This is a genomic window from Devosia polycyclovorans (assembly GCF_042181575.1).
GTDB classification, from domain to species: Bacteria; Pseudomonadota; Alphaproteobacteria; order Rhizobiales; family Devosiaceae; genus Devosia; species Devosia polycyclovorans.
This window is the reverse complement of record NZ_CP170082.1, coordinates 3,156,694-3,177,755: the sequence shown is the minus strand read 5'-3', so window position 1 is coordinate 3,177,755 and position 21,062 is coordinate 3,156,694. Positions and strand designations below refer to the sequence as shown.

General features: G+C 60.9%; 19 protein-coding genes. 11 read left to right on the top strand and 8 right to left on the bottom strand.

Features of this window, described 5'->3' with window-relative positions:
* Window positions 1–27 precede the first annotated feature (27 nt).
* From ACE4RL_RS15850 to ACE4RL_RS15830, 5 genes are read right to left on the bottom strand one after another with little or no spacing between them, the layout of a single operon-like run.
* Complete coding sequence (locus ACE4RL_RS15850; protein ID WP_375598069.1) at window positions 28–513, bottom strand: GAF domain-containing protein; 486 nt, start codon at window positions 511–513, stop codon at window positions 28–30.
* Entirely contained in the window at window positions 510–1,307 is a 798-nt protein-coding gene (locus ACE4RL_RS15845) for an ABC transporter ATP-binding protein (RefSeq protein ID WP_375598068.1), read from the bottom strand. Before ACE4RL_RS15845 ends, ACE4RL_RS15850 begins: the two co-directional genes overlap by 4 nt.
* On the bottom strand, window positions 1,292–2,128 hold the full coding sequence (locus ACE4RL_RS15840) for an ABC transporter ATP-binding protein (protein ID WP_375598067.1): 837 nt from the start codon (window positions 2,126–2,128) through the stop codon (window positions 1,292–1,294). The genes ACE4RL_RS15845 and ACE4RL_RS15840 overlap by 16 nt, the downstream gene beginning before the upstream one ends.
* 40 nt (window positions 2,129–2,168) lie before the next feature.
* Window positions 2,169–3,071, bottom strand: a complete 903-nt coding sequence (locus ACE4RL_RS15835) for an ABC transporter permease (protein ID WP_375598066.1) — start codon at window positions 3,069–3,071, stop codon at window positions 2,169–2,171.
* On the bottom strand, window positions 3,071–4,084 hold the full coding sequence (locus tag ACE4RL_RS15830; protein WP_375600301.1) for an ABC transporter permease: 1,014 nt from the start codon (window positions 4,082–4,084) through the stop codon (window positions 3,071–3,073). The genes ACE4RL_RS15835 and ACE4RL_RS15830 overlap by 1 nt, the downstream gene beginning before the upstream one ends.
* Window positions 4,085–4,276: 192 nt before the next feature.
* Here ACE4RL_RS15830 and ACE4RL_RS15825 point away from each other — a divergent pair, with 192 nt between their 5' ends.
* From ACE4RL_RS15825 to ACE4RL_RS15810, 4 genes are all read left to right on the top strand, one after another.
* Complete coding sequence (locus tag ACE4RL_RS15825) at window positions 4,277–4,945, top strand: helix-turn-helix domain-containing protein (protein ID WP_375598065.1); 669 nt, start codon at window positions 4,277–4,279, stop codon at window positions 4,943–4,945.
* Window positions 4,942–6,528 carry an ABC transporter substrate-binding protein gene (locus tag ACE4RL_RS15820; protein ID WP_375598064.1) on the top strand — a complete coding sequence of 529 codons (1,587 nt, stop codon included), beginning with the start codon at window positions 4,942–4,944 and terminating at the stop codon, window positions 6,526–6,528. The genes ACE4RL_RS15825 and ACE4RL_RS15820 overlap by 4 nt, the downstream gene beginning before the upstream one ends.
* A gap of 108 nt (window positions 6,529–6,636) precedes the next feature.
* Window positions 6,637–7,737, top strand: a complete 1,101-nt coding sequence (locus ACE4RL_RS15815) for a M24 family metallopeptidase (RefSeq protein ID WP_375598063.1) — start codon at window positions 6,637–6,639, stop codon at window positions 7,735–7,737.
* Window positions 7,734–8,267 (top strand): GNAT family N-acetyltransferase, encoded by a 534-nt coding sequence (locus ACE4RL_RS15810; protein ID WP_375598062.1) that lies wholly within the window; start codon window positions 7,734–7,736, stop codon window positions 8,265–8,267. Before ACE4RL_RS15815 ends, ACE4RL_RS15810 begins: the two co-directional genes overlap by 4 nt.
* On the opposite strand, the gene ACE4RL_RS15805 is transcribed toward ACE4RL_RS15810, so the two are convergent.
* On the bottom strand, window positions 8,264–9,130 hold the full coding sequence (locus tag ACE4RL_RS15805) for a helix-turn-helix domain-containing protein (RefSeq protein ID WP_375598061.1): 867 nt from the start codon (window positions 9,128–9,130) through the stop codon (window positions 8,264–8,266). The two genes, ACE4RL_RS15810 and ACE4RL_RS15805, sit on opposite strands and share 4 nt — an antisense overlap.
* Before the next feature lie 103 nt (window positions 9,131–9,233).
* On the opposite strand from ACE4RL_RS15805, the gene ACE4RL_RS15800 reads away from it, so the two are divergent.
* From ACE4RL_RS15800 to ACE4RL_RS15790, 3 genes are all read left to right on the top strand, one after another.
* Window positions 9,234–10,688 (top strand): alpha-glucosidase/alpha-galactosidase, encoded by a 1,455-nt coding sequence (locus tag ACE4RL_RS15800; protein WP_375598060.1) that lies wholly within the window; start codon window positions 9,234–9,236, stop codon window positions 10,686–10,688.
* A 118-nt stretch (window positions 10,689–10,806) separates the two neighbouring features.
* Window positions 10,807–11,187: a HigA family addiction module antitoxin gene (locus ACE4RL_RS15795; protein ID WP_375598059.1), complete on the top strand. Its 381-nt coding sequence runs from the start codon at window positions 10,807–10,809 to the stop codon at window positions 11,185–11,187.
* A gap of 24 nt (window positions 11,188–11,211) precedes the next feature.
* The gene (locus tag ACE4RL_RS15790; protein WP_375598058.1) at window positions 11,212–12,753 is read left to right on the top strand and encodes a tryptophan halogenase family protein; all 1,542 of its coding nucleotides are present in this window, start codon (window positions 11,212–11,214) and stop codon (window positions 12,751–12,753) included.
* A gap of 1 nt (window position 12,754) precedes the next feature.
* Here the strand turns inward: ACE4RL_RS15790 and ACE4RL_RS15785 are convergent, their stop codons facing one another.
* Window positions 12,755–13,675, bottom strand: coding sequence for a helix-turn-helix domain-containing protein (locus ACE4RL_RS15785; protein WP_183309864.1), 921 nt, complete (start codon window positions 13,673–13,675; stop codon window positions 12,755–12,757).
* Window positions 13,676–13,821: 146 nt separating this feature from the next.
* On the opposite strand from ACE4RL_RS15785, the gene ACE4RL_RS15780 reads away from it, so the two are divergent.
* From ACE4RL_RS15780 to ACE4RL_RS15765, 4 genes are all read left to right on the top strand, one after another.
* Window positions 13,822–15,918 (top strand): ABC transporter substrate-binding protein, encoded by a 2,097-nt coding sequence (locus ACE4RL_RS15780; protein WP_375600300.1) that lies wholly within the window; start codon window positions 13,822–13,824, stop codon window positions 15,916–15,918.
* 186 nt (window positions 15,919–16,104) lie between these two features.
* Window positions 16,105–17,115, top strand: coding sequence for an ABC transporter permease (locus tag ACE4RL_RS15775; RefSeq protein ID WP_375598057.1), 1,011 nt, complete (start codon window positions 16,105–16,107; stop codon window positions 17,113–17,115).
* A complete protein-coding gene (locus ACE4RL_RS15770) occupies window positions 17,112–18,305 on the top strand; it encodes an ABC transporter permease (protein WP_375598056.1) in 1,194 nt (397 codons plus the stop codon). The genes ACE4RL_RS15775 and ACE4RL_RS15770 overlap by 4 nt, the downstream gene beginning before the upstream one ends.
* Window positions 18,306–18,315: 10 nt before the next feature.
* Window positions 18,316–19,980 (top strand): ABC transporter ATP-binding protein, encoded by a 1,665-nt coding sequence (locus tag ACE4RL_RS15765; protein WP_375598055.1) that lies wholly within the window; start codon window positions 18,316–18,318, stop codon window positions 19,978–19,980.
* 24 nt (window positions 19,981–20,004) lie between these two features.
* On the opposite strand, the gene ACE4RL_RS15760 is transcribed toward ACE4RL_RS15765, so the two are convergent.
* Window positions 20,005–21,060: an ABC transporter ATP-binding protein gene (locus ACE4RL_RS15760; protein WP_375598054.1), complete on the bottom strand. Its 1,056-nt coding sequence runs from the start codon at window positions 21,058–21,060 to the stop codon at window positions 20,005–20,007.
* Window positions 21,061–21,062: the final 2 nt, after the last annotated feature.

Here is a 21,062-nt window from a genome sequence, read left to right as displayed (position 1 = left end):
GGTGGCGGGACCCGCCCCCTGATGCATTCAGCCTTCGGCGACCAGCAAAGCCAGCTTTGCCGGAATGGAGAGGACATCGCGCACCATCTGCACGCGCTCCGGGGTGTAGTAGCCCTCGACATCGAGAATATTCATGGTGGCAACCAGCTCGTTGCCAAGGATGATCGGCATATTGACCACTGATTGACAGCCAAGCTGGTTGATCAGTTCATGATCGAAGAAGACCTCGGCGATGTCCTCGATGGTGTTGGCGACGAAGTACCGGCGCTGCTTGTGGACGATATCGAACCAGGGGCCATAATTGATCGGCTTGGTGCCCGAAGCCGGGTAGTTGGCCGGGTCGCTGGTATAAGCCCGCCGCGCCACCTCGGCCGTCATGTCGACAGTCATGATAGTGAAGAGCTTTGCACCCACAGTGGCTTGAGCGAGGTCCTGCAGGGCCTTGAAGGCGGCCTCCGGGGATTTGGCAATTGCAATGGCGGCGTCAAATGCTGCGAGGGCGGCGTTGGTCATTCTACTGGAGGTTCCTTGATAGTCTGATGGGCGAGCGCGGAGGCGCCCGTCCCCGTTTCGGTCGCAGCGAGCAATTCACGCGAATAGGGCTCCCGCAAATCGCCGGATTTGAGCTGGGCCACATCAGCTATCTCCACAATGCGGCCCTGCTGCATGACCGCAAGGCGGTCGCACAGAAAGCTCACAACGGGCAGGTTGTGGGTAACCAGCAAGAAGGTGAGGCCCTGTTCGCGGCGGAGGCGCTTCAAGAGGTTGAGGATTTCGGCCTGCACTGACACGTCGAGCGCCGAGGTCGGCTCATCGAGCAGCATGACCTTGGGTTCAAGCATGAGGGCACGGGCAATGGCGACACGCTGGCGTTGCCCGCCGGATAACTGGTGCGGGAAGCGGAAGCGGAAACGCTGGTCCAGCCCCACCGCCGACAGCATGGCCTCAACCCGCTCACCGCGATTTCCGATGCCATGAATGGCCAACGGTTCGCTCAGTGCAGCATCTATGGTTTTGCGCGGGTGCAGCGAGCCATAAGGGTCCTGGAACACCATCTGCACCTGCCTTGAGACCTTGCGGTCCACATGGTGGCTGCGCGCCTCACCCATCACGGAAATCGAGCCAGTCCAATCCGGAGCAAGGCCGGCAATGGCGCGCAGAATGGTGGACTTGCCCGACCCGCTCTCACCAACCAGCGCGAAGCTTTCGCCCTCGGGAATGGAGAGGTTCACATCGAAGACGACCTTGGTGTCGCCATAGGCAATATCGAGATTTTTGAGGTCTATGGCGTTCACGTGCCGGCCCATTGCGTGCGGTCGAGCACGGGAAGTTCGTCGCGGGTCTCGTTGAGCACCGGCATGGCGGCGAGCAGACCCTTGGTGTAGGGGTGTTGTGCGTTTTCGAGCTGGCCGGCAGCACATTCCTCGACAACGCGTCCGGCGTTCATCACCAGAATGCGGTCGCAATAGCGGCTGACCAGGTTGAGGTCATGGCTGATCAAGATCAGCCCCATGCCCTTGTTGCGCACCAGTTCATCAATGATGTCCAGAACCTGCGCCTGCACCGATACGTCGAGCGCCGAGGTCGGCTCGTCGGCAATGAGCAATTCGGGTTCGGGGATCAACATCATGGCAATCATGATGCGTTGGCCCATGCCGCCTGAAACTTCATGCGGAAAAAGACCAACCACACGTTCCGGATCGTTGATGCGGACGGCCCGCAGCATTTCGATAATGCGCGCCTGCACGTCGCGCCGCGGCAGCTTTTGATGCGTTACCAATGCTTCGGCAATCTGCTCGCCCACGGTCATCACCGGGTTGAGCGAGAATTTGGGATCCTGCATGACCATCGAAATGCGGGCGCCGCGGATGGCGCGCATCTGCTTTTCGCTCTGGCCGAGGATGTCGAGGCCGTCGAATTCCAGCCGGTCGGCCGTGACCTCGCCCGGCTTGCGGATGAGTTTGAGGATCGAGCGGCCGGTCATGGACTTGCCCGACCCGCTTTCACCTACAATGCCGAGGCGTTCGCGGCCGAGAGTGAAGGATATTCCCTTCACCACTTCGACGCGCCCGGCATGGGTGGGGAAGCTGACACGCAGGTTTTCGACCGTGAGTAGGGGAGGGGCCATCAGCTTTTCCCCTCGCTGGTCTTTTGTGTCTTCCGCTCGGTCAATTCTTGCCCTCGCTCTTGGGATCCAGGACATCGCGCAATCCGTCGCCCAGGAAGCAGAAACCCAGCGACACGATGATGATGGCAAAGCCCGGCATGGTGGCGACCCACCATTGATCGAGAATGAACGTGCGCCCGCGCGATATCATCGCGCCCCATTCGGGCAGCGGGGGCTGGGCGCCAAGACCGATAAAGCCAAGGCCCGCCGCGGTGAGGATCACGCCGGCCATGTCCAGGGTGACGCGGATGATCATCGACGAGGTGCAGAGCGGCAATATGTGCTGGACGATGAGGCGGATCGGTCCGCCCCCGGCCAGTTGCACGGCTTGGATGTATTCGGCATTGCGAATGGTCAGCGTCTCGGCGCGGGCGATGCGGGCATAGGCCGGCCAGGAGGTGATGGCGATGGCAATGATGGCATTGTTGATGCCGGGACCAAGCGCAGCCACAAAGGCCAGCGCCAGGATCAACTTGGGCAGCGAGAGGAAGATATCAGTGAACCCCATCAGGATACGATCCACCCAGCCGCCGAAATAGCCAGCGATGGCGCCGATCAAGAGGCCCAATGGCGCCGAAATCAGCGCCACCAGCAACACGATGGTCAGCGTGATCTGACTTCCCCAGACCACGCGGGAAAAAATGTCGCGTCCCAGTTCGTCCGTACCCATCCAGTGCGTCGCCGAGGGAGGCATGAGCCGGTTGGCCAGGTCTTGCCCAACGGGGGAATAAGGCGCGATCCAGGGCGCGAAGGCTGCTGTCAGGAGCAGCACGAGAATGATCACACCCCCGAGTACGGAAAGCGGATTGCCCATCAGCGCGGTGAACACGCGATAGGCGCGTCCCACATTGGCCTGCAGACGGGAAGTCGGAGAATCGGCCAGAAGCCAGTCGCGGGTGCTCATCAGCGGGCCCTCGGATCGAGGACGCGGTAGAGCACGTCCGAAACCTTATTGATGACGATGAAGACGGCACCGATGACCAGCGTTGCCCCGAGCACCGCGTTCATGTCGGCATTGAGCAGGGCGGTGGTCAGGTAATTGCCGATGCCCGGCCAGGAGAACACGGTCTCGATCATCACCGAGCCTTCCAGCAGACCTGCGTAGGAGAGGCCAATAACGGTGATCAGCGGCACGCGGATTGGGTTGAAGGCGTGGCGCCAGATGACGACGCGCTCGGGAACGCCCTTGACCCGGGCGGTGGTGACGAATTCCTGGCTGAGTTGGTCCAGCATAAAGCTGCGCGTCATGCGGGCAATATAGGCGAGGCTGAAAAAACCCAGCACTGCGGCGGGCAGGATGATGTGGCTAACCGCGTTCCAGAAGATGTCGATCTCGCCGCGAATGAGGCTGTCGATCAGAATCATGCCGGTGACCGGTTGCACCAGCCCGTCATAGAAAATGTCGAGCCGTCCAGGGCCGCCGACCCAACGCAGACGCGCATAAAACAGGGCAAGCCCGACCAGGCCGAGCCAGAACGCAGGCACGGAATAGCCGAGCAGGCCGATTACGCGGATAATCTGATCGAGCCATGACCCCTGTCGGGCGGCGGCAGTGACGCCGAGCGGAATGCCGATGGCACAGCCAATCAGGATGCCCAGCGTGGCCATCTCGAGTGTGGCCGGAAAAAATCGGGACAGGTCCTCGATAACCGGCCGACCGGTTGAGACCGACATGCCAAGGTCGGCTTTGAACACACTGCCTACATAGCTGAAAAACTGCATCCAGAGCGGTTGATCGAGCCCCATGGCGATTTTGGCGACGTCATACTGTTCCTGCGTCGCCCGGTCGCCAACCACTGCGAGCACAGGGTCGATGGGAATGACCCGGCCGATGAAGAAGGTGATAGCGAGTAGGCCCAGAAAGGTCAGAAAGAGCGTTACGACGAAGCCGCCCGTTGTGGAAAAGCCACGAACGATGCGTCTGCTCGCTGCACCAGGTGCCGGCTCCGGCGCCGCGCTCTGCTGATCAATCGCCACTTGAAATCCTTCCGGAGAAACAAACGCTTATGGCCGCCGGCTTGACGTGCCAGCAGATCGAAAAGCTTCATATTTCGCTTTCACCATACAAGAAACTTTGCTTATATCAAAAAAATTTTGGTGGGATCGAACATGGCGGAGAGCGCAGCACGATTGGATGAAGGGCACCCGAAGGTGGGTTCGCTGATCCGTGCGCGCCGCCGCCAGCAGCACATGACCCTGATGGCGCTGGGTGAAGCCGCCAATGTTTCGGTGGGCTACCTCAGCCAGGTCGAGCGGGACCATGCCACCCCCTCGCTAGGGACGCTGGCGCAGATCGCCAAGGCACTCGGAGTGTCGATCGACTATTTCGTCTCCGCACCTGCCACACACAATGCTCTCACGCGGGCAGGGGAGCGCAACCGCTTCTCGCTCGATGGCTCATCGATCATCTATGAGCGCCTGGGGGCAGATTTTCCGGGCAACCAGCTCTCAAGCTTCCTGATGGTCGTGCCGCCCGGCTACCAGTCGGAAACCGTGGCGCATGAGGGCGAGGAAATCCTCTATGTGCTCGAAGGATCGATCACCCAGCGTCTCGATGGCGAGGAAATGGTGATGAATGCCGGCGACAGCCTGCATTTCCGCGGTAATCGCCCCCATTCCTGGTCCAACCACACCGACCAGCCTGCCCGTTTGCTCTGGACCGGCACGCTGGCGCTTTTTCGCTCCACGGCACGTCCGCGTCCTGTCCTGGCGAAACCCAAAGCCGGCGCCAATAAGCCGGTCCGCAAGAAACCCAATCCCAAGGAGAAACGCACATGAAGCTCTTTAGAGCAGCCCTGATGGCATCCGCACTTGCCCTGCCGCTGGCGGCAGGTGCCGCCTATGCCGCAACGCCCGCCGATGCGCTGGTGATCGCCCAGAATATCGACGATATCGTCGCGCTGGACCCCGCGCAGGCCTATGAATTTTCGGCCGGCGAGATCAACGCCAACCTCTATGATCACCTGGTGCAGTATGCCGCCGAGGACACCACGGTCCTGGCGCCGGGTCTCGCCACGGAATGGACCGCTGACGAAGCGGCCAAGACCATCACCTTCACCATGCGCGAGGGCGCAACTTTTGCCTCGGGCAACCCGGTCCGCGCCGAAGACGTGCTGTTTTCGTTCAAGCGCGTCGTGACGCTGAACCTCACCCCGTCCTTCATTCTGACCCAGCTTGGCTGGAACGCCGACAATATCGATGAGATGGTCACCGTCGATGGCAACACCGTCACCATCAAGTGGGATGGCGACTTCGCTTCGGCCTTCGTGCTCAACGTCTTGGCCTCGCGCCCGGCTTCGATCGTCGACGAAGTGCTGGTCAGCGAGCACATTGAAGGCGACGATTGGGGCAATGCCTGGCTCAACACCAATTCGGCCGGTTCGGGTCCCTTCGTGCTGACCGACTATCGTCCGGCGGAACTGGTCCGCATGACCGCCAACGAGAACTATTTCGATGGTGCGCCTGCCATGAAGCAGGTGCTCATCCGTCACGTTGCTGAAGCGGCGACCCAGCAGCTCCTGCTGACCTCGGGCGACGTGGACATGGCCAAGAACCTGACCCCTGACCAGATCGCCAGCCTGGGTGATGGGGTAAAGGTCGAAGCCTTCCCCCAGGCCGCTGTGCACTTCCTCTCGTTCAACCAGAAGACCGAGAGCCTGACTGATCCCGCCCTATGGGAAGCCGCACGCTACCTCGTCAACTATGACGGCATGACCGAAAGCTTCCTCAAGGGCCAGATGGAAAAGCATCAGGCCTTCTGGCCAGAAGGCTTCCCGGGCTCCTATGACGAAACCCCGTTCAGCTACGATGTTGAGAAGGCCAAGCAGATCCTGGCCGATGCCGGAGTGGAAACTCCGATCAATGTCACGCTCGACGTGATCAATTCGGCGCCCTTCACCGATATGGCCCAGTCGCTGCAGGCGAGCTTTGCCGAAGCCGGTATCAACTTCGACATTCTGCCCGGCACCGGCGCCCAGGTGATCACCAAGTACCGGGACCGTACTCACGAGGCCATGCTGCTCTATTGGGGCCCGGACTTCATGGACCCGCACTCCAACGCCAAGGCATTCGCCTATAATTCGGACAATTCGGACGACAATTACACGGCAACCACCACCTGGCGGAATGCCTGGGCCGTGCCGGAAGAAATGAACGAGCAAGTCCGCGCCGCATTGGCGGAATCCGACCAATCCAAGCGCAACGAGATGTATGTCGAGTTGCAGAAGAAGGTGCAGGCTGAAAGCCCGATCGTCATCATGTTCCAGGCCCAGTTGCAGATCGCCATGGGCGAGAATGTCGATGGTTATGTGAACGGGTCGAACTCGGACTTCGTCTACTACCGCCTCGTGACCAAGGACTGATTGGTCCCTACCCATTCGGCGGCCCTGACCATCGGGCCGCCGGACGCGGAGCCGGGCATTTCCTCCTCCCGCCTGGCTCCGCCACACTTTCAGCTCAGGACAGATTTCATGAATCCCACGCTTGCCAGCCGCATGGACAATCTGCGCGCCCGCATGGCCGAGACGGACACCGATCTGGTCGTGATTGGTCCGTCCAGCCACATGCGCTATCTTGCCGACCTCTCGCCGCATGGCGATGAGCGTCCGGTCATGCTGATGGTCAGCCAGAATTTTGCCGGCTTCCTGATGCCCGCGCTGAATGTGGATTCGTCGCGCCAGCACACGGACTTGCCCTTCTTCGCCTGGGCCGATGCCGACGGCCCGGATGCGGCGCTGGAACAACTGCTTGCCGCAACGGAGATCGACCGCAAAGCGCCGTCCGTCGTGCTTGACGAAACCATGCGCGCCGATTTTGCGCTTCTGGTGATCGATGCGCTCCCCGGTGCAAAGCGTCGCTTCACGCAGGACACCGTTGGGTATCTGCGTTCGCGCAAGGACGAGGCTGAATACCAGGCCATTAAGGCAGCGCATCTGCTCAATGACCGGGCAGTGGAGGCAGCCTTCGCCGCTCTCAAGCCCGGCATGAGCGAAATCGACCTGGCCGGACTGATCGACGACTGCTACTTGGCCAATGGTGCCACGACCGTGTTCTGCTCGGTCTGCTTCGGCCCCAATGGCGCCTTTCCGCATCACCACACCGGCTCAACCCAGCTCAAGCCGGGCGATGCCGTGCTGATCGATACCGGCTGCCGGGTGAATGGCTATCCCTCAGACATGACCCGGGTGGGCTATTGTGGCTCTGCACCCGAGGGCTTTGCGGAGGTTCATGCCATTGTCGATCGGGCGGTCGAGGCGGCATTGGCAGCGGCGGTTCCTGGCGCAAAAGCCAGAGACGTCGACAAGGCGGCGCGCGACGTCATCACCAAGGCCGGCTACGGCGCTCATTTCCTGCACCGCACGGGTCACGGCCTGGGCATCGACGTGCATGAAGCGCCCTATATCACGGGGACCAGCGAGACAGTGCTGGATGAAGGCATGGTCTTCTCCATCGAGCCAGGCATTTACCTGCAAGGCCGCTTCGGTCTGCGGCTCGAGGAGATCGTCATGATCCGCGATGGCAAGGCCAAAATCTTCTCAGAGATGCCCCGCGCGGCGGTTGTTGCGGGATGATCGCGACAATCCCGGAGCTACGCACCGATCGTCTGGTGCTGCGCGCCCATGTCGGTGACGATCTGGCCGATTGTCACGCGATCTGGGCGCACCCGGACGTCGCGCGCTTCACCGGCGGTCGCACGTCAACCAGGGAACAGGTGTGGTGGCGCATTCTGCGCTATGGCGGGCTCTGGCAAATGCTCGGCTATGGATATTTTGCCGTTGTTGATCGCCGCAGCGGCCGCATGATCGGGGATGTGGGACTGGCCGATTTTCGTCGCGACTGCACACCTGCTCTTGGTGAGACGCCGGAGGCGGGATGGGCTTTCCATCCCGATGTTCATGGCCAGGGACTGGCCAGCGAGGCGCTGGCGGTGGTGCTAGACTGGGCCGACAAGACCGGCATTGGGCAAATCTGCTGCATCATCGATCCGGGCAATGCCGCGTCCGTCCGTTTGGCGAACAAGGCCGGATTCAACAAGACAGGATCCGTTCTATATCACGCCGAGACGCTGACCCGCCTTGATCGTTTCCGCCAGACGCCCTAGCCAGCCTCAAAGCGGGTGGCGCGGTACTCGAGCGGCGCCGCACCGCGTTTTCTTCGGAATACCTTGGCGAAGTAGTTGGCATTACTAAATCCGGCGAGGCCAGCGATCTCCCCGACACCCATCTCCGTGGCCAGCAACAAACGCTCGGCTCGTTCCAGCCTTCGGGCGAGTACAAACTCGGAGGGTGACTGTCCAAGCGATGCGGTGAAGCGGCGCACAAAATGACCGCGGCTCATTTCAGCGATATTGGCTAGCCGGCCCACTTGAAGCGTGGAGGAGAGGTTGTTGTCGATAAAGGCAACAACCCGCTCCATTGCAGCAGGTAGGGTGGTTTCTTCCGGTGTCCTGGTGCCGAAGGCCCCGTCATGCAGTGCCGCCATCGCCCCATATCCCAGCACCGAAACCTGGCCGGGCGTCGGGTCCGTGGCTGTCAATACATCCAGCGTGGTGGCAGCCAGCCGGTCGATCTGCGTGTCCGCCAATGACAGCACCGGGCCGGATGTGTCCAGGATTTCGCGCGCCAGGCGCAGCGCCTCCCGGCCATTGAGCAGCAGCCAGAAGTACTCCCAGTGCCCGCCGCGTTCGAGGTAGTAGCGATGCGCATGCGGCATGGTCACCAGCATGGTGTTGCCCGGTGTCAGCCGATACTGCACCCCTGCATAATCGAGCCGTCCTTCGCCACGGGTCGTGTGCTGGATGACCAGGAATGGCGCGGTGCCGCGCTTCATGCCATCCCAGGAATAAACCTCGTTGCGGCGCTGTTCATAGCCCGCGCTGACCGCCATGCAATGGAGCGGCGCAACGCTGCGCGGCACGGTGAGATGACGAATGTCGAAGCCATGTTCAAGCAGAGAGGTGAGCACAAAATTACCCAGGTTCGCACAAGCTTTCTCTACAACGAACAGGCGCCTGGGGCTAGTTATTGCTCACAGACTGTTAGCGCTCAGCGGCGCACAGGGAGGAAATATGTCATTCAAGGTCACCGTGATCGGCGCTGGGTCGGTCGGCTTTACCAAAACCCTGATCTCGGACCTGCTCAAGGTGCCCGAATTCGTCGATTGCGAATTCGCCCTGACCGATATCAATCCGCACAATCTCGACATGGTCAAACAGATCATCGAGACGATCGTATCGGTCAACAACCTGCCGGCCAAGGTGACGGCGACCACCGACCGGCGCGAGGCGATTACGGGCGCGCACTACATTATGTCCTGCGTCCGCGTCGGTGGGCTGGATGCCTTTTCGACCGACATTTCCATCCCGCTCAAATACGGCGTCGATCAATGCGTGGGCGACACCATCTGTGCCGGCGGCATTCTCTACGGCCAGCGCAATATCCCGGTGATCCTGGATTTCTGCAAGGATATCCGCGAGGTCGCTGAACCCGGCGCACTGTTCCTCAACTATGCCAACCCCATGGCCATGAACACTTGGGCGGCCGAGATGTATGGCGGGGTCAATGTGGTTGGCCTGTGTCATGGCGTGCAACACGGCGCGCACCAGATCGCGCAGGTGCTGGGCGTCGAAGATGGCGAGCTGGACTATGTCTGCTCGGGCATCAATCACCAGACCTGGTATATCGACATCCGTGCCAAGGGCCGGAAGATCGAGAGCGACGAGCTGATCGCTGCCTTCGAAAAGCATCCGGTTTACTCCAAGCAGGAAAAAGTGCGCATCGACGTGCTCAAGCGCTTCGGCGTCTATTCCACGGAGTCCAATGGCCACCTCAGCGAATACCTGCCCTGGTATCGCAAGCGCCCCGAGGAAATCGGCCGCTGGATCGACATGAGCGACTGGATTCACGGCGAAACCGGCGGCTATCTGCGCTATTCGACTGAGCGCCGGAACTGGTTCGAAACCGATTTCCCCATGTTCAAGGAGCAGGCCAACAAGCCGCTCTCCCAGCATAAGCGCACCAGCGAACACGCCAGCTATATCATCGAGGCCATCGAGACCGGCCGGCCCTATCGCGGTCACTTCAACCGGCGCAATAATGGCATCATCACCAATTTGCCTGATGACGCCATTATCGAAAGTCCCGGCTATGTCGATCGTTTCGGCATCAACATGGTCGAAGGCATCACCCTGCCCACGGCTTGCGCGGCGACCTGCTCGGTTTCGGTTTCGGTGCAGCGCCTTTCGGTTGAAGCGGCCATGACCGGCAATATCGATACGCTCAAACTCGCCGTGCTGCACGATCCGCTGGTCGGCGCCATCTGCACCCCGGACGAGGTCTGGGCCATGGTCGACGAAATGGTGGTCGCGCAGGCGCAGTGGCTGCCCCAATACGCCGACGCGGTGCCCGCCGCCAAGGAACGCATTGCCAAGTCGACGGTCAAGACCCGCGACTGGGAGGGTGCCGCGCGCAAGCGCGTACGCTCTGTAGAAGAATTGCGCGAGATGAGTGGCGCGCATCACTAGGTCCTCCGGCGCTCCTCCCGGCGCCTGGGAAGGTCCCCGGTTCACCGGGGACCTTTTTGCATTCTTGTGACGGGAACGCGTTTGAGGTTGAATTAGTGGACTACCATTGAGGTGCGCTATGGCGGATTTTGCACCAACCCATCCGGGTGAAGTGTTGCTCGAAGATTTCCTCAAGCCCATGGGGCTTACGCAATATGCGCTGGCCAAGGCGTTAGGGGTGACGCAGGTTCGCATTGGCGAAATTGTGCAGGGAAAGCGAGCAGTGTCGCCGGACACGGCCCTACGCCTGTCCCGGTTCTTCGGAACAAGTCCGGAGTTCTGGATCGGCATGCAGGCGACCTATGATCTTGAGGTCGCCAAGGATCGCGTGGGGGCCCAGATTGCCGAACAAATCACACCGCACGCAGCCAAGGAATTCCCAGTCAAAAATATCCGGTTTTCTAAGAAGGCCACAGCTACGCCCTGCTTTGTTCTTGCCGGAGTTCGCGCCCGTCCATAGCTTAGCCCCCAGGGAGGACAGGGCATGGATGAACCATCCCATTACGTCATCGTCGGCGGCGGCACGGCGGGCTGGATCGCGGCTTTCATCCTTCAGGATGAGGCGCGGCGGCGGGGGCTGGATTTTCGCCTCTCGGTGGTCGAGAGCAGCAAGATCCCCACGGTCGGCGTTGGCGAAGCGACCACGGCCGCCTTTCGAGTGCTGCTCAGGCATTTTGGCATCGACGAACTCGAGTTCATGCGCAAGACAGATGCCAGCTTCAAGCTGGGCATTCGTCACGAGGACTGGCGGCGCAAGGGTTATACCTATTACGGCCCGATCGATGATCCGCACCAGGTGGTGCAGCCGCCCGCTGGCGCACCAAGCGACTACCTTAACGTCTATGCCGTTGCGGCGGGCCGCCCGGTGCAGGACATGCATATGTTTCAGCCTCTGCTGGAGCAGTGGAAAGCGCCCTTTGCCCGCAAGCCTGATGGCGGCCTGATCCCACTCGGTCCCTTTCACCATGCCTATCATTTCGATCAGGCACTGGTCGGCAAGTTCTTCGCCAGCAAGTCCAAGGGTGTCGAGAAGGTCGATGCGCTGGTCGAGGGCGTCGAGCGTCATCCGGAGACGGGCGACATCACGGCGCTCGTGCTGGCGGATAATCAGCGGCTCGAAGGAGATTTCTTCATCGACGCAACGGGTTTCCGCAAGCAGCTCATCGTCAAGGAGTTGCAGGCCCCCTGGATATCCTATGCCCACGAACTGCCGGTCAATCGGGCGCTGCCGTTCTGGATCGATGTCAAGGACGACGAAGAACTCCCCACTTATACGCGCGCCTGGGCGCAAGGGTCCGGCTGGATGTGGCAGATCCCGACGCGCACCCGGTTCGGCTGCGGCTATGTCTATTCCGATGAATTCTCCACACCCGACCAGGCCAAGGCCGAGGTCGAGGCCGCGCTCGGTCGCGAGATCGAAGTGCGCGGCGATATCCGCTTCCAGATCGGACGGCTGGAAAAGGCGTGGATCGGCAATTGTCTTGCTGTCGGCCTGAGCTCAAGCTTTCTCGAGCCGCTCGAATCTACCTCGATCCACGGCACCATCGTGCAGATGATGCTGTTCGCGCAGCGCTATATGGATCGCCCGGAGCGGATCGAGCAGAAGGCGCGCGACGATTACAATGCCCGTGTCGGGCGGCAGGTCGACGACTTTCGGACCTTCGTGAACACCCACTACGTCACCGAGCGCGACGATACGCCCTTCTGGCGGGAGGTGCGGGCCAACCGCCTACACCCGGAAACCAAGGAGCGCCTCGCCCGCTGGCAACAGCAGATGCCGCGGGCCGAGCATTTTCCCAATTATCTCGGCGGCCTGCCCCATATCGAAACCCAGTTGCACTATCCGGTGCTGAACGGGCTGGGCCTGCTCGATCAGTCTTTGGCGCGGCGCGAGATGGAGGCGGCACCCAAGCTGCGTCAATTCGCACGCGAGACGTTTGAATCTCTGGTTCGGGAATATCGCGGCGCCGCGCAACAGGCCCTCGGGCATGCCGAGTTTCTGCGCATCGTGCAGGAGATGGGTTAGGTCAGGCGATCTTGTTTTCCCGCATCTGGCTGGGGGTCATGCCGTAAGCCTTGCGGAAATGTTCGTAGAACTGGGTCTGGCTGGAAAACCCAGCCTGAAAGGCGATATTGGCGATCGCCAGATTGCTGTCGAACAACAGACTGCGGGCGCGGATCAACCGCATGCGGGTGACGAATTTCTGCACTGAAATGTGCATGACCTTGGTGAACAGGTTCGTGGCGTAGTTGGGATGGAGCCCCACGACATCCGCGATGTCTTCAACCGAGAGCGGGTCAGCGATATTTTCAACAATGTGCCGCACCATACGCACAACATAGCGCACGGGGCTGGCGGTTCGACTGCGGGCGCCGGACATCTCCACCCACGCCGGCAATAGGGTATCCCAGCCTGTAATTGCAGCGCGACGGAACATGGTGCTGATTTCGGCGCGAACCAGATCGGAGCGCAGGGAATTGCCGCTGCGATAGTCGCCATACCAGCGTTCCAGCGTTTCCAATCCGATGCACTCGGGCGTGAGCTGAATAACGCCCCCGCCCATCAGCGTCTCGGTGAGACGGCCAAGCTGTGGCATCTCCAGAAAAGCGTCCATCGGCAGGTAGATGTTCAGCTGGCGTGCATTGTCCACATCGTGCAGGCCCACGGTCTGGTGCGGAATACCGGCCCAGAAGGCCACCAGCCGATTGGCGCCGACCGACAGCGGTCCGCCGTCGAACACATAGTCCATCGTGCCTTCGGTCAGCCAGTTGAACTCGATATGGCCATGGCTATGCGGCTCTGGCATGATCTGGGGCGGAAAAGCGCGGATGCCGAAGCGCCCGAACGCCTTTCCCGAGGCATAGAAACTCCGGTCCGGCCGCGGCGTCGGACGCGGCGCTTTCTCCCTTGCGCGCAAAGGCCGGCCAGGGCTTTCAACAACAGTCATACTTTTCCTGCAGTTCTTAGAAAACCGGAATTAGTCACTATCATTCCGGATTGCTTCGCGTGTGGCAAGGGTTAGGCTTCGCCCATGCACGGAGGCAGGGTCGGAAGAGGAGTATCCGGCCCGGGCGAGACCGCTCTTTGCCCCGTATGCGATGGGAGGTTCTATTGAAAAAGCATATCTATGCCCTTGGCGGGGCAGGACTTTTGCTGTCCGTGTCGATGTTGGCACTGCCGGCGCAGGAATTGACGGGCGAATTGCCCGATCCCCCCGAATTTTCGGCGCAGAGCGAGCCGGTTTTTGTCAGCGTGTCTGATATCCTCGAATACAAGGCTTTGCCGGAATATAACGAGCCCGACTGGGTGACATCGAAATATGTCGACGCCGGCACCTTGCCCCCGGTCGGTGAGCGTTTGCCCAAAGAGCCTATGGTCTACAAGGCCGCCAATATGCCGGACGGTATCGGGGTCTATGGCGACACCATGCGCCACGTCATCGGCGGACGGCCAGAGGGCTGGAACTATATTGGCGGTCAAAGCCAGGGTTGGGGCGGTATCGACATCGGGCTTTCCGAATGTCTGACGCGCACTGGCCCGCTTTTCACCATCAAGGCCGATGAACTCGAGCCCATGCCCAACCTGGCCAAGAGCTGGGAATGGTCAGAGGATGGCAAGGAACTGACCATGCACCTGATCGAGGGTGCAAAATGGTCCGACGGCGACCCGTTCGATGCCGATGACGTGATGTTCTACTGGGAAGACAATGTTCTCGACCAGAACGTTTCGCCGCTCAACGGCGGCACGCCGGAAACCTTCGGTCAGGGCACCACGCTCGAAGCGCTCGATCCCTACACGATCAAGTGGACCTTCAAGGAGGCGTTCCCCACCCAGTACCTCTATGCCATGGCCTATGGCACGTTCTGTCCGGGGCCGAGCCACATCCTCAAGCCTGAGCATCCGAACTATTCGGACAACACTTACGATGAGTACAAGAACGCCTTCCCGCCCGAATATCTCAACATTCCGGTGATGGGTGCCTGGGTGCCGGTCGAATATCGTCCTGACGACATCATCGTCATGCGTCGCAATCCCTACTATTGGAAGGTCGACGAACAGGGCAATCAGCTCCCCTATCTCAACGAGATGCACTATCGCCTCTCGACCTGGGCTGATCGTGACGTTCAGGCTGTTGCCGGTTCGGGTGACTTCTCCAACCTTGAACAGGCCGAAAGTTATGTCGAAGCCCTGCGTCGCTCCGCTGAGGATGACGCTCCGGCCCGCCTGCAGTTTGGCGCCCGCACCATCGGCTATGCTCTGCGCATGAACCTCTCCGGCAATGGCTGGGGTGAGCCAGACGCACGCGCCCAGGCTGTGCGTGAACTCAACCGCGATCTCGATTTCCGCAAAGCCGTGACCATGGCAGTCGATCGCCAGCGGCTGGGTGAATCGCTGGTGCGTGGCCCGTTCACCGCCATCTATCCCGGCGGCCTTTATGCAGGCACGACCTATTACGACAAGGATTCCACCGTCTATTATCCGTATAATCTTGAGGCTGCGAACGAATTGCTCGACGGCCTGGGACTTGAGGATACCGATGGCAATGGCATCCGCAACTTCCCTGAAGGCACCGCCAATGGCGCCGATGTGGAGATCACCCTGCTGGCCAATACCGATTATGGCACCGACACCAATCTCGCCGAAGGCGTGATTGCAATGATGGAGCCGCTTGGTCTGCGCGTCATCGCCAACTTCCAGCAGGGCACGGCCCGTGACGACATGGCCCAGGCCGGCCAGTTCGACTGGAACGTGGAACGCCAGGGCGCTGAAATGGTGTCGGTTGTGCAGGGTACATCGGCGCTTGCTCCCACTGGGCCGCGCACCCATCCGTTCCACCGCGCTGGCACAGACGGAACGCTTGACCTGCTCCCATTCGAACAGGAACTCGTCGACACCGTGAACGCGTTCATCGCCACCAGCGATAATGCCGAACGGGCCGAGTTGATGAAGCAGTATCAGCAGATCTTCACCGAGAACGTCTACTCGGTGGGCCTGACCCAGTACCCGGGTGCGCTGATCATCAACAAGCGCTTCGCCAATATCCCGGCTGGTGCCCCGATCTTCATGTTCAACTGGGCTGAAGACAACATCATCCGCGAGCGGGTCTATGTGCCCGAGGACAAGCAGGCCAGCTACGAACTGCATCCCGAAACGCTTCCGGGCGAACCGGGCAGCGACGGCCCGATGTAACGTCTAGCCGCCGGCGGGACCCTGGGTTCCGCCGGCATCGCCCGCACCTCACCCCGCAGGTGTCCGGGTATCGGTTCAATATCCTTGGCTGGATCGTGCCACGACCACGATTGGCCCCCTCGCACTGAACGGCAGAGGGCTGGGGTGAACGGCAGCCCCGTTCAACAGTGTCGCAGAGGCCTCTAAATGCTTCGTTTTCTCGTAATTCGCATTCTCGGCGCGATCCCGTTGCTGTTCCTGCTCAGCGTCGTGACCTTCGCCATCATCCAGGCGCCTCCCGGCGACTATGGCGACTACATCCGCTCCATGCTGATGAACCAGGGCGGCGTCCCCGCTGAGCAGGCCGAAATTCAGGCGGAAGCCTATCGCGAAGCCAATGGCCTCAACGATCCGCTGGTCGTGCAATATTTCCGCTGGATCACCGGCATCGTCACCCGCTTCGATTTCGGCCATTCGCTCTACTACAACAAGCCCGTCGGGCAGGTGGTGACCGAGCGCCTGCCGGCCACGATCATGCTGGCGCTGACCTGTCATATCCTGGCGTCTTTCCTGGGCATCGGCCTAGGCATCATCGCCGCCACCCGCCAGTATTCCTGGGCCGATACGCTGCTGGGCGTGATCTCGTTCCTGGGCATGACCATTCCCCGCTTCCTGCTGGCCATCATCATTCTCTACATCCTGGTGTTCCGATTGGGGGTGAACGAAATCGGCAGTTTCAACTCCGCCTATTGGGGCGGACAGCCCTGGGGCTGGGGACGTTTCGTCGACCTTTTGGCCCATATCTGGCCGGTGATCTTCATCGCCACCTTTGGCGGGCTCGCCTACAATATGCGTGTCATGCGCGCCAATTTGCTCGATGTGCTCAATTCCCAATATGTCGAGACCGCGCGGGCCAAGGGGCTGCCCGAGGGCGCCGTGATCATGAAGCACGCCGTGCCCAACGCGCTGCATCCGCTGGTGGCCTATCAGGGCGTCGTCCTGCCCTACATGCTGACCGGTGAAATCGAGGTGGCCATCGTCTTTGGCCTCGCCACGGTCGGTCCGGCCATTGTTGGCTCCATGGGGGTTGGCGATGTCTACGTCACTGCCACCTTCATGCTGGTGCTCGCCACCACGCTGATCATCGGCAACATCATCGCCGACTTGTTGCTCGTCGCCCTCGATCCGCGCGTGCGCCTGGGAGGGAATGCCGAATGACCCGCTCCGACAAGGATACCCATTCCGCCATCCCGCTTCCGACCGATATCGGCGCCGGTCCGGCAACGACGCCTGCCGAAGAGGCCGACGTGCCCCCCACGGTGTCGCGTCACAGCGCTGGCAACGAAACCTATGCCACCCTGGTCTGGCGCCGCTTCCGCCGCTCGACCATGGGCATGATCGGCCTTGTGCTGGTGGTCATGCTGCTGGTCGTTTCGGTCTTTGCCGATTTCTTCGCGCCCATGGATCCCAAGGAACCCAATCTGCCCTTCGCGCCGCCGGAACTGATCGCGTTTGAGGACCCCCAGGGCAATTTCAGCCTCATCCCTTATGTCTATCCGATTGGCGATACCGGCGAGTTCGATCCGATTACCTTTCAACCGCTCACCGGGGCCGTAAAGGACAACCCCACCCCGACCGGCTTTTTCGTGCAAGGCCACGAGTATCGCCTGCTCTGGATCATTCCGGCCAATATCCACTTCTTTGGCTCGACCGATGGGCGGCCGATCCAGCTGCTGGGTACCGACAAATTCGGCCGCGATATTCTATCGCGTGGCATTGTCGGCTCGCGCATTTCCCTGATGATCGCTCTCGCCGTGGTCACCATGACCACGGTGGTCGGAACGCTGGTCGGCATCACATCGGGCTATATCGGCGGCGCTGTCGACGCCTGGCTGCAGCGCTTCGTGGAGTTCGTGCTCGCATTCCCGCAATTGCCGCTCTATTTGGCACTCACCTCACTGATCCCGGTGACGGCGCCATCCAATGTGTTCCTGACCTTCGTGATTTTCGTCATGGCGGTGCTGGGCTGGGCGCAGTTGAGCCGCGAGGTGCGTTCCAAGACCTTGTCGCTGGCGCGCATCGAATATGTGCGGGCCGCGATTGCCGTGGGCGCATCGGACGGCCGCATCATCACGCGCCACATCCTGCCGAACGTTCTCAGCCACATCATCGTGGCCGTCACGCTGGCCATTCCGACGGTCGTCCTGCTCGAAAGCTTTCTGGGGTTCCTGGGCTTTGCGGTGAAGCCGCCGCTGATCTCCTGGGGCCTGATGCTGCAGGACACAGGCACCTTCTCGGTGATCGGTTCCTATCCCTGGATCCTTTCGCCGGTGATCTTCGTGCTGATTACCGTCTTTGCCTTCAACGCGCTGGGCGATGGCCTGCGCGACGCCGTCGACCCCTACTAAGGATAGAGCCATGACCGAAAACAAGCTGGTTCCGTCCGAACGTCACGATCTGGGGACGCATGGCCGCGAACTGATCCTGAACGCGCGCAATGTGGGTGTCGACTTCAAGGTGGAGGGCGGCACCGTCAACGCCGTGCGCGACGTTTCTTTCCAGCTCCACAAGGGGGAGACCATTGCGCTGGTGGGTGAAAGCGGCTCGGGCAAGTCGGTGACGGCGCGCACGCTGATGAAGCTTCTGACCAAGCGGGCGACCATTCTGCCGCAAACGCAGATTACGCTTTCCGGCAAGGACGTGGTCAAGATGGGTGACCGCGAAATGCGCAAGCTGCGCGGCAATGATATTGCCATGATCTTCCAGGAGCCGATGAGCTCGCTCAACCCGGTCTATACCATCGGACAGCAGATCTGCGAGATCATTCACCTGCACAATCGTGTCTCCCGCCAGGAGGCGATGAGCCGGGCCGAAAAGCTGCTCGAAGAGGTGCAGATCCCAGACCCGCGGGCGCGGCTCAACCAGTTCCCGCACCAGCTATCGGGCGGGCAGCGCCAGCGTGTGATGATCGCCATGGCGCTCGCCAACCGCCCCGAAGTGCTGATCGCCGACGAACCGACCACGGCGCTCGACGTGACGGTCCAGGCCCAGATCCTCAACCTGATCAAGGACCTCAAGGACAAATACGGCATGGCGGTGATCCTGATCACCCATGACCTGACCATCGTCCGGCAGTTCTCCGAATATGTCTATGTGATGCAGAACGGCCGGGTGCAGGAGCACAACGAGACCGAGGCGCTCTTTGCCAATCCGCAGCACGCCTATACCAAACACCTGCTCGCCTCGGAACCCAAGGGCACGGCCTTGCCGCTGGCGGACGGAGAACACGAGACGGTGCTGGAGGGCAAGGAGGTGAAAGTCACCTTCACCCTCAAGCGCGGCGGCTTCTTCAAGCCCGACTTCTTCGATCTGAAAGCCGTCGACAATCTCGACATCAAGCTCATGCGTCATGAGACATTGGGCATTGTGGGCGAGAGTGGCTCGGGCAAGACCACCTTCGGGCAAGCCCTGATCCGATTGATCGGCAATCAGGGCGGCCAGATCTGGTTCGACGGGGAGCGTATTGATGGCCGTGACCGCAAGGCCATGCGCCCCTTGCGCAGCCGCATGCAGATCGTCTTCCAGGACCCCTTTGCCAGCCTCAATCCGCGCATGTCGATCCGCCAGATCATCGAGGAAGGGCTGGTGGTTAACGGCATCGGCGAGAACCGGAACGACCGCATTGATCGTGTCCGGCAGGCCCTGCGTGATGCCGGACTACCCGACAATATCCTGCAACGCTTTCCGCACGAGTTTTCCGGCGGTCAACGGCAGCGTATCGCCATTGCCCGCGCCATTGCGCTCGAGCCTGAATTCATCCTGCTCGACGAGCCGACCTCGGCGCTGGACCTGTCCGTGCAAGCCCAGATCATCGACCTGCTGCGCAAGCTGCAGGACGAGAGGGGCCTGAGCTATCTGTTCATCAGTCACGACCTGAAAGTTGTGCGGGCGCTCTGCCATCGTGTCATGGTCATGCAGCACGGCAAGATCGTGGAGCAGGGGCCGGTGAGCGAGGTGCTGACCAATCCATCGACCGACTATACCCGCCGTCTGGTCCGCGCCGCTTTCGAGATCGCGGCATAGACCGGTGGCCACAGGTTCGGGCGCTTAGCGCAGCGCCCGACCGGATTCGTCGAACAGGTGAACCGCCCCGTTCGGCACCTTGATGTGGATGGTGTCATGCAATTGCAGGTCCGGTGCCCCATCGAGCTTGAGGGTGATGGTCTCGCCGCCGGGCAGTTCGACATAGGCAAGCGCGTATTCGCCGAATTGTTCGATCACCGCCAGCTTGCCGCTGAGATCGGCCGTCCCTGCATCTGCGAGTTCCAGATGCTCTGGCCTGACCCCAAGGGTTCGCGCCTGTGACAACTGCGGATGCGACATCGCGAGCGTCTTCTCGCCCGGTAGCTGCAGCCCAATTCCCGCCGCTGATACGTCAATGATGTTCATGCGCTGACTGGCGATGAACCCGGCAACGAAGGTGTTGACCGGCTCGCGATAAAGCTCGAGCGGCGTGCCCACCTGCTCGATGCGCCCGGAATTGAGCACCACGATACGGTCAGCCAGGGTCATGGCTTCGACCTGATCGTGGGTCACGTAGATCATGGTGGCATCGAGAGTATCATGCAGTTTGGCAATCTCGACGCGGGTCTGGGCGCGCAGAGAAGCATCCAGATTGGAAAGCGGTTCGTCGAACAGGAATACCTTGGGATCCCGTACGATTGCCCGCCCGATGGCAACGCGCTGGCGCTGCCCACCACTGAGCGCCTTAGGCATGCGGTCGAGATAAGGTTCGATCTGCAGGATGCGGGCCGCCTCGCGCACCCGCTGGTCAACTTCGGCCTTTGGTGTCTTGGCGAGTTTGAGGCCAAACGCCATGTTCTCGTAAACACTCATATGCGGATAGAGCGCATAAGACTGGAACACCATGGCGATGCCGCGTTGCGGGGAGGGGACGTCATTGACCACCCGCCCGCCAATGCTGATTTCGCCGCCCGTGATCGGTTCAAGCCCGGCGATCATGCGCAGCAAGGTGGATTTGCCACAGCCGGAAGGCCCGACAAACACCACGAATTCGCCCGACTTGATGTCGAGATCGACGCCATGGACCACTTCCAGCGCGCCATAGGACTTGCGGATGCCCCGCAGGGTGACGTCAGACACTT

Excerpts from the sequence above, each read along its gene's own strand:
- ACE4RL_RS15780 (WP_375600300.1), top strand. The coding sequence starts at position 13,822 with ATGCGATGGGAGGTTCTATTGAAAAAGCATATCTATGCCCTTGGCGGG.
- ACE4RL_RS15800 (WP_375598060.1), top strand. The coding sequence starts at position 9,234 with ATGTCATTCAAGGTCACCGTGATCGGCGCTGGGTCGGTCGGCTTTACC.
- ACE4RL_RS15765 (WP_375598055.1), top strand. The coding sequence starts at position 18,316 with ATGACCGAAAACAAGCTGGTTCCGTCCGAACGTCACGATCTGGGGACG.
- ACE4RL_RS15785 (WP_183309864.1), bottom strand. The coding sequence starts at position 13,675 with ATGACTGTTGTTGAAAGCCCTGGCCGGCCTTTGCGCGCAAGGGAGAAA.
- ACE4RL_RS15770 (WP_375598056.1), top strand. The coding sequence starts at position 17,112 with ATGACCCGCTCCGACAAGGATACCCATTCCGCCATCCCGCTTCCGACC.
- ACE4RL_RS15845 (WP_375598068.1), bottom strand. The coding sequence starts at position 1,307 with ATGGGCCGGCACGTGAACGCCATAGACCTCAAAAATCTCGATATTGCC.
- ACE4RL_RS15795 (WP_375598059.1), top strand. The coding sequence starts at position 10,807 with ATGGCGGATTTTGCACCAACCCATCCGGGTGAAGTGTTGCTCGAAGAT.
- ACE4RL_RS15840 (WP_375598067.1), bottom strand. The coding sequence starts at position 2,128 with ATGGCCCCTCCCCTACTCACGGTCGAAAACCTGCGTGTCAGCTTCCCC.
- ACE4RL_RS15825 (WP_375598065.1), top strand. The coding sequence starts at position 4,277 with ATGGCGGAGAGCGCAGCACGATTGGATGAAGGGCACCCGAAGGTGGGT.
- ACE4RL_RS15775 (WP_375598057.1), top strand. The coding sequence starts at position 16,105 with ATGCTTCGTTTTCTCGTAATTCGCATTCTCGGCGCGATCCCGTTGCTG.
- ACE4RL_RS15820 (WP_375598064.1), top strand. The coding sequence starts at position 4,942 with ATGAAGCTCTTTAGAGCAGCCCTGATGGCATCCGCACTTGCCCTGCCG.
- ACE4RL_RS15810 (WP_375598062.1), top strand. The coding sequence starts at position 7,734 with ATGATCGCGACAATCCCGGAGCTACGCACCGATCGTCTGGTGCTGCGC.
- ACE4RL_RS15790 (WP_375598058.1), top strand. The coding sequence starts at position 11,212 with ATGGATGAACCATCCCATTACGTCATCGTCGGCGGCGGCACGGCGGGC.
- ACE4RL_RS15850 (WP_375598069.1), bottom strand. The coding sequence starts at position 513 with ATGACCAACGCCGCCCTCGCAGCATTTGACGCCGCCATTGCAATTGCC.
- ACE4RL_RS15835 (WP_375598066.1), bottom strand. The coding sequence starts at position 3,071 with ATGAGCACCCGCGACTGGCTTCTGGCCGATTCTCCGACTTCCCGTCTG.
- ACE4RL_RS15815 (WP_375598063.1), top strand. The coding sequence starts at position 6,637 with ATGAATCCCACGCTTGCCAGCCGCATGGACAATCTGCGCGCCCGCATG.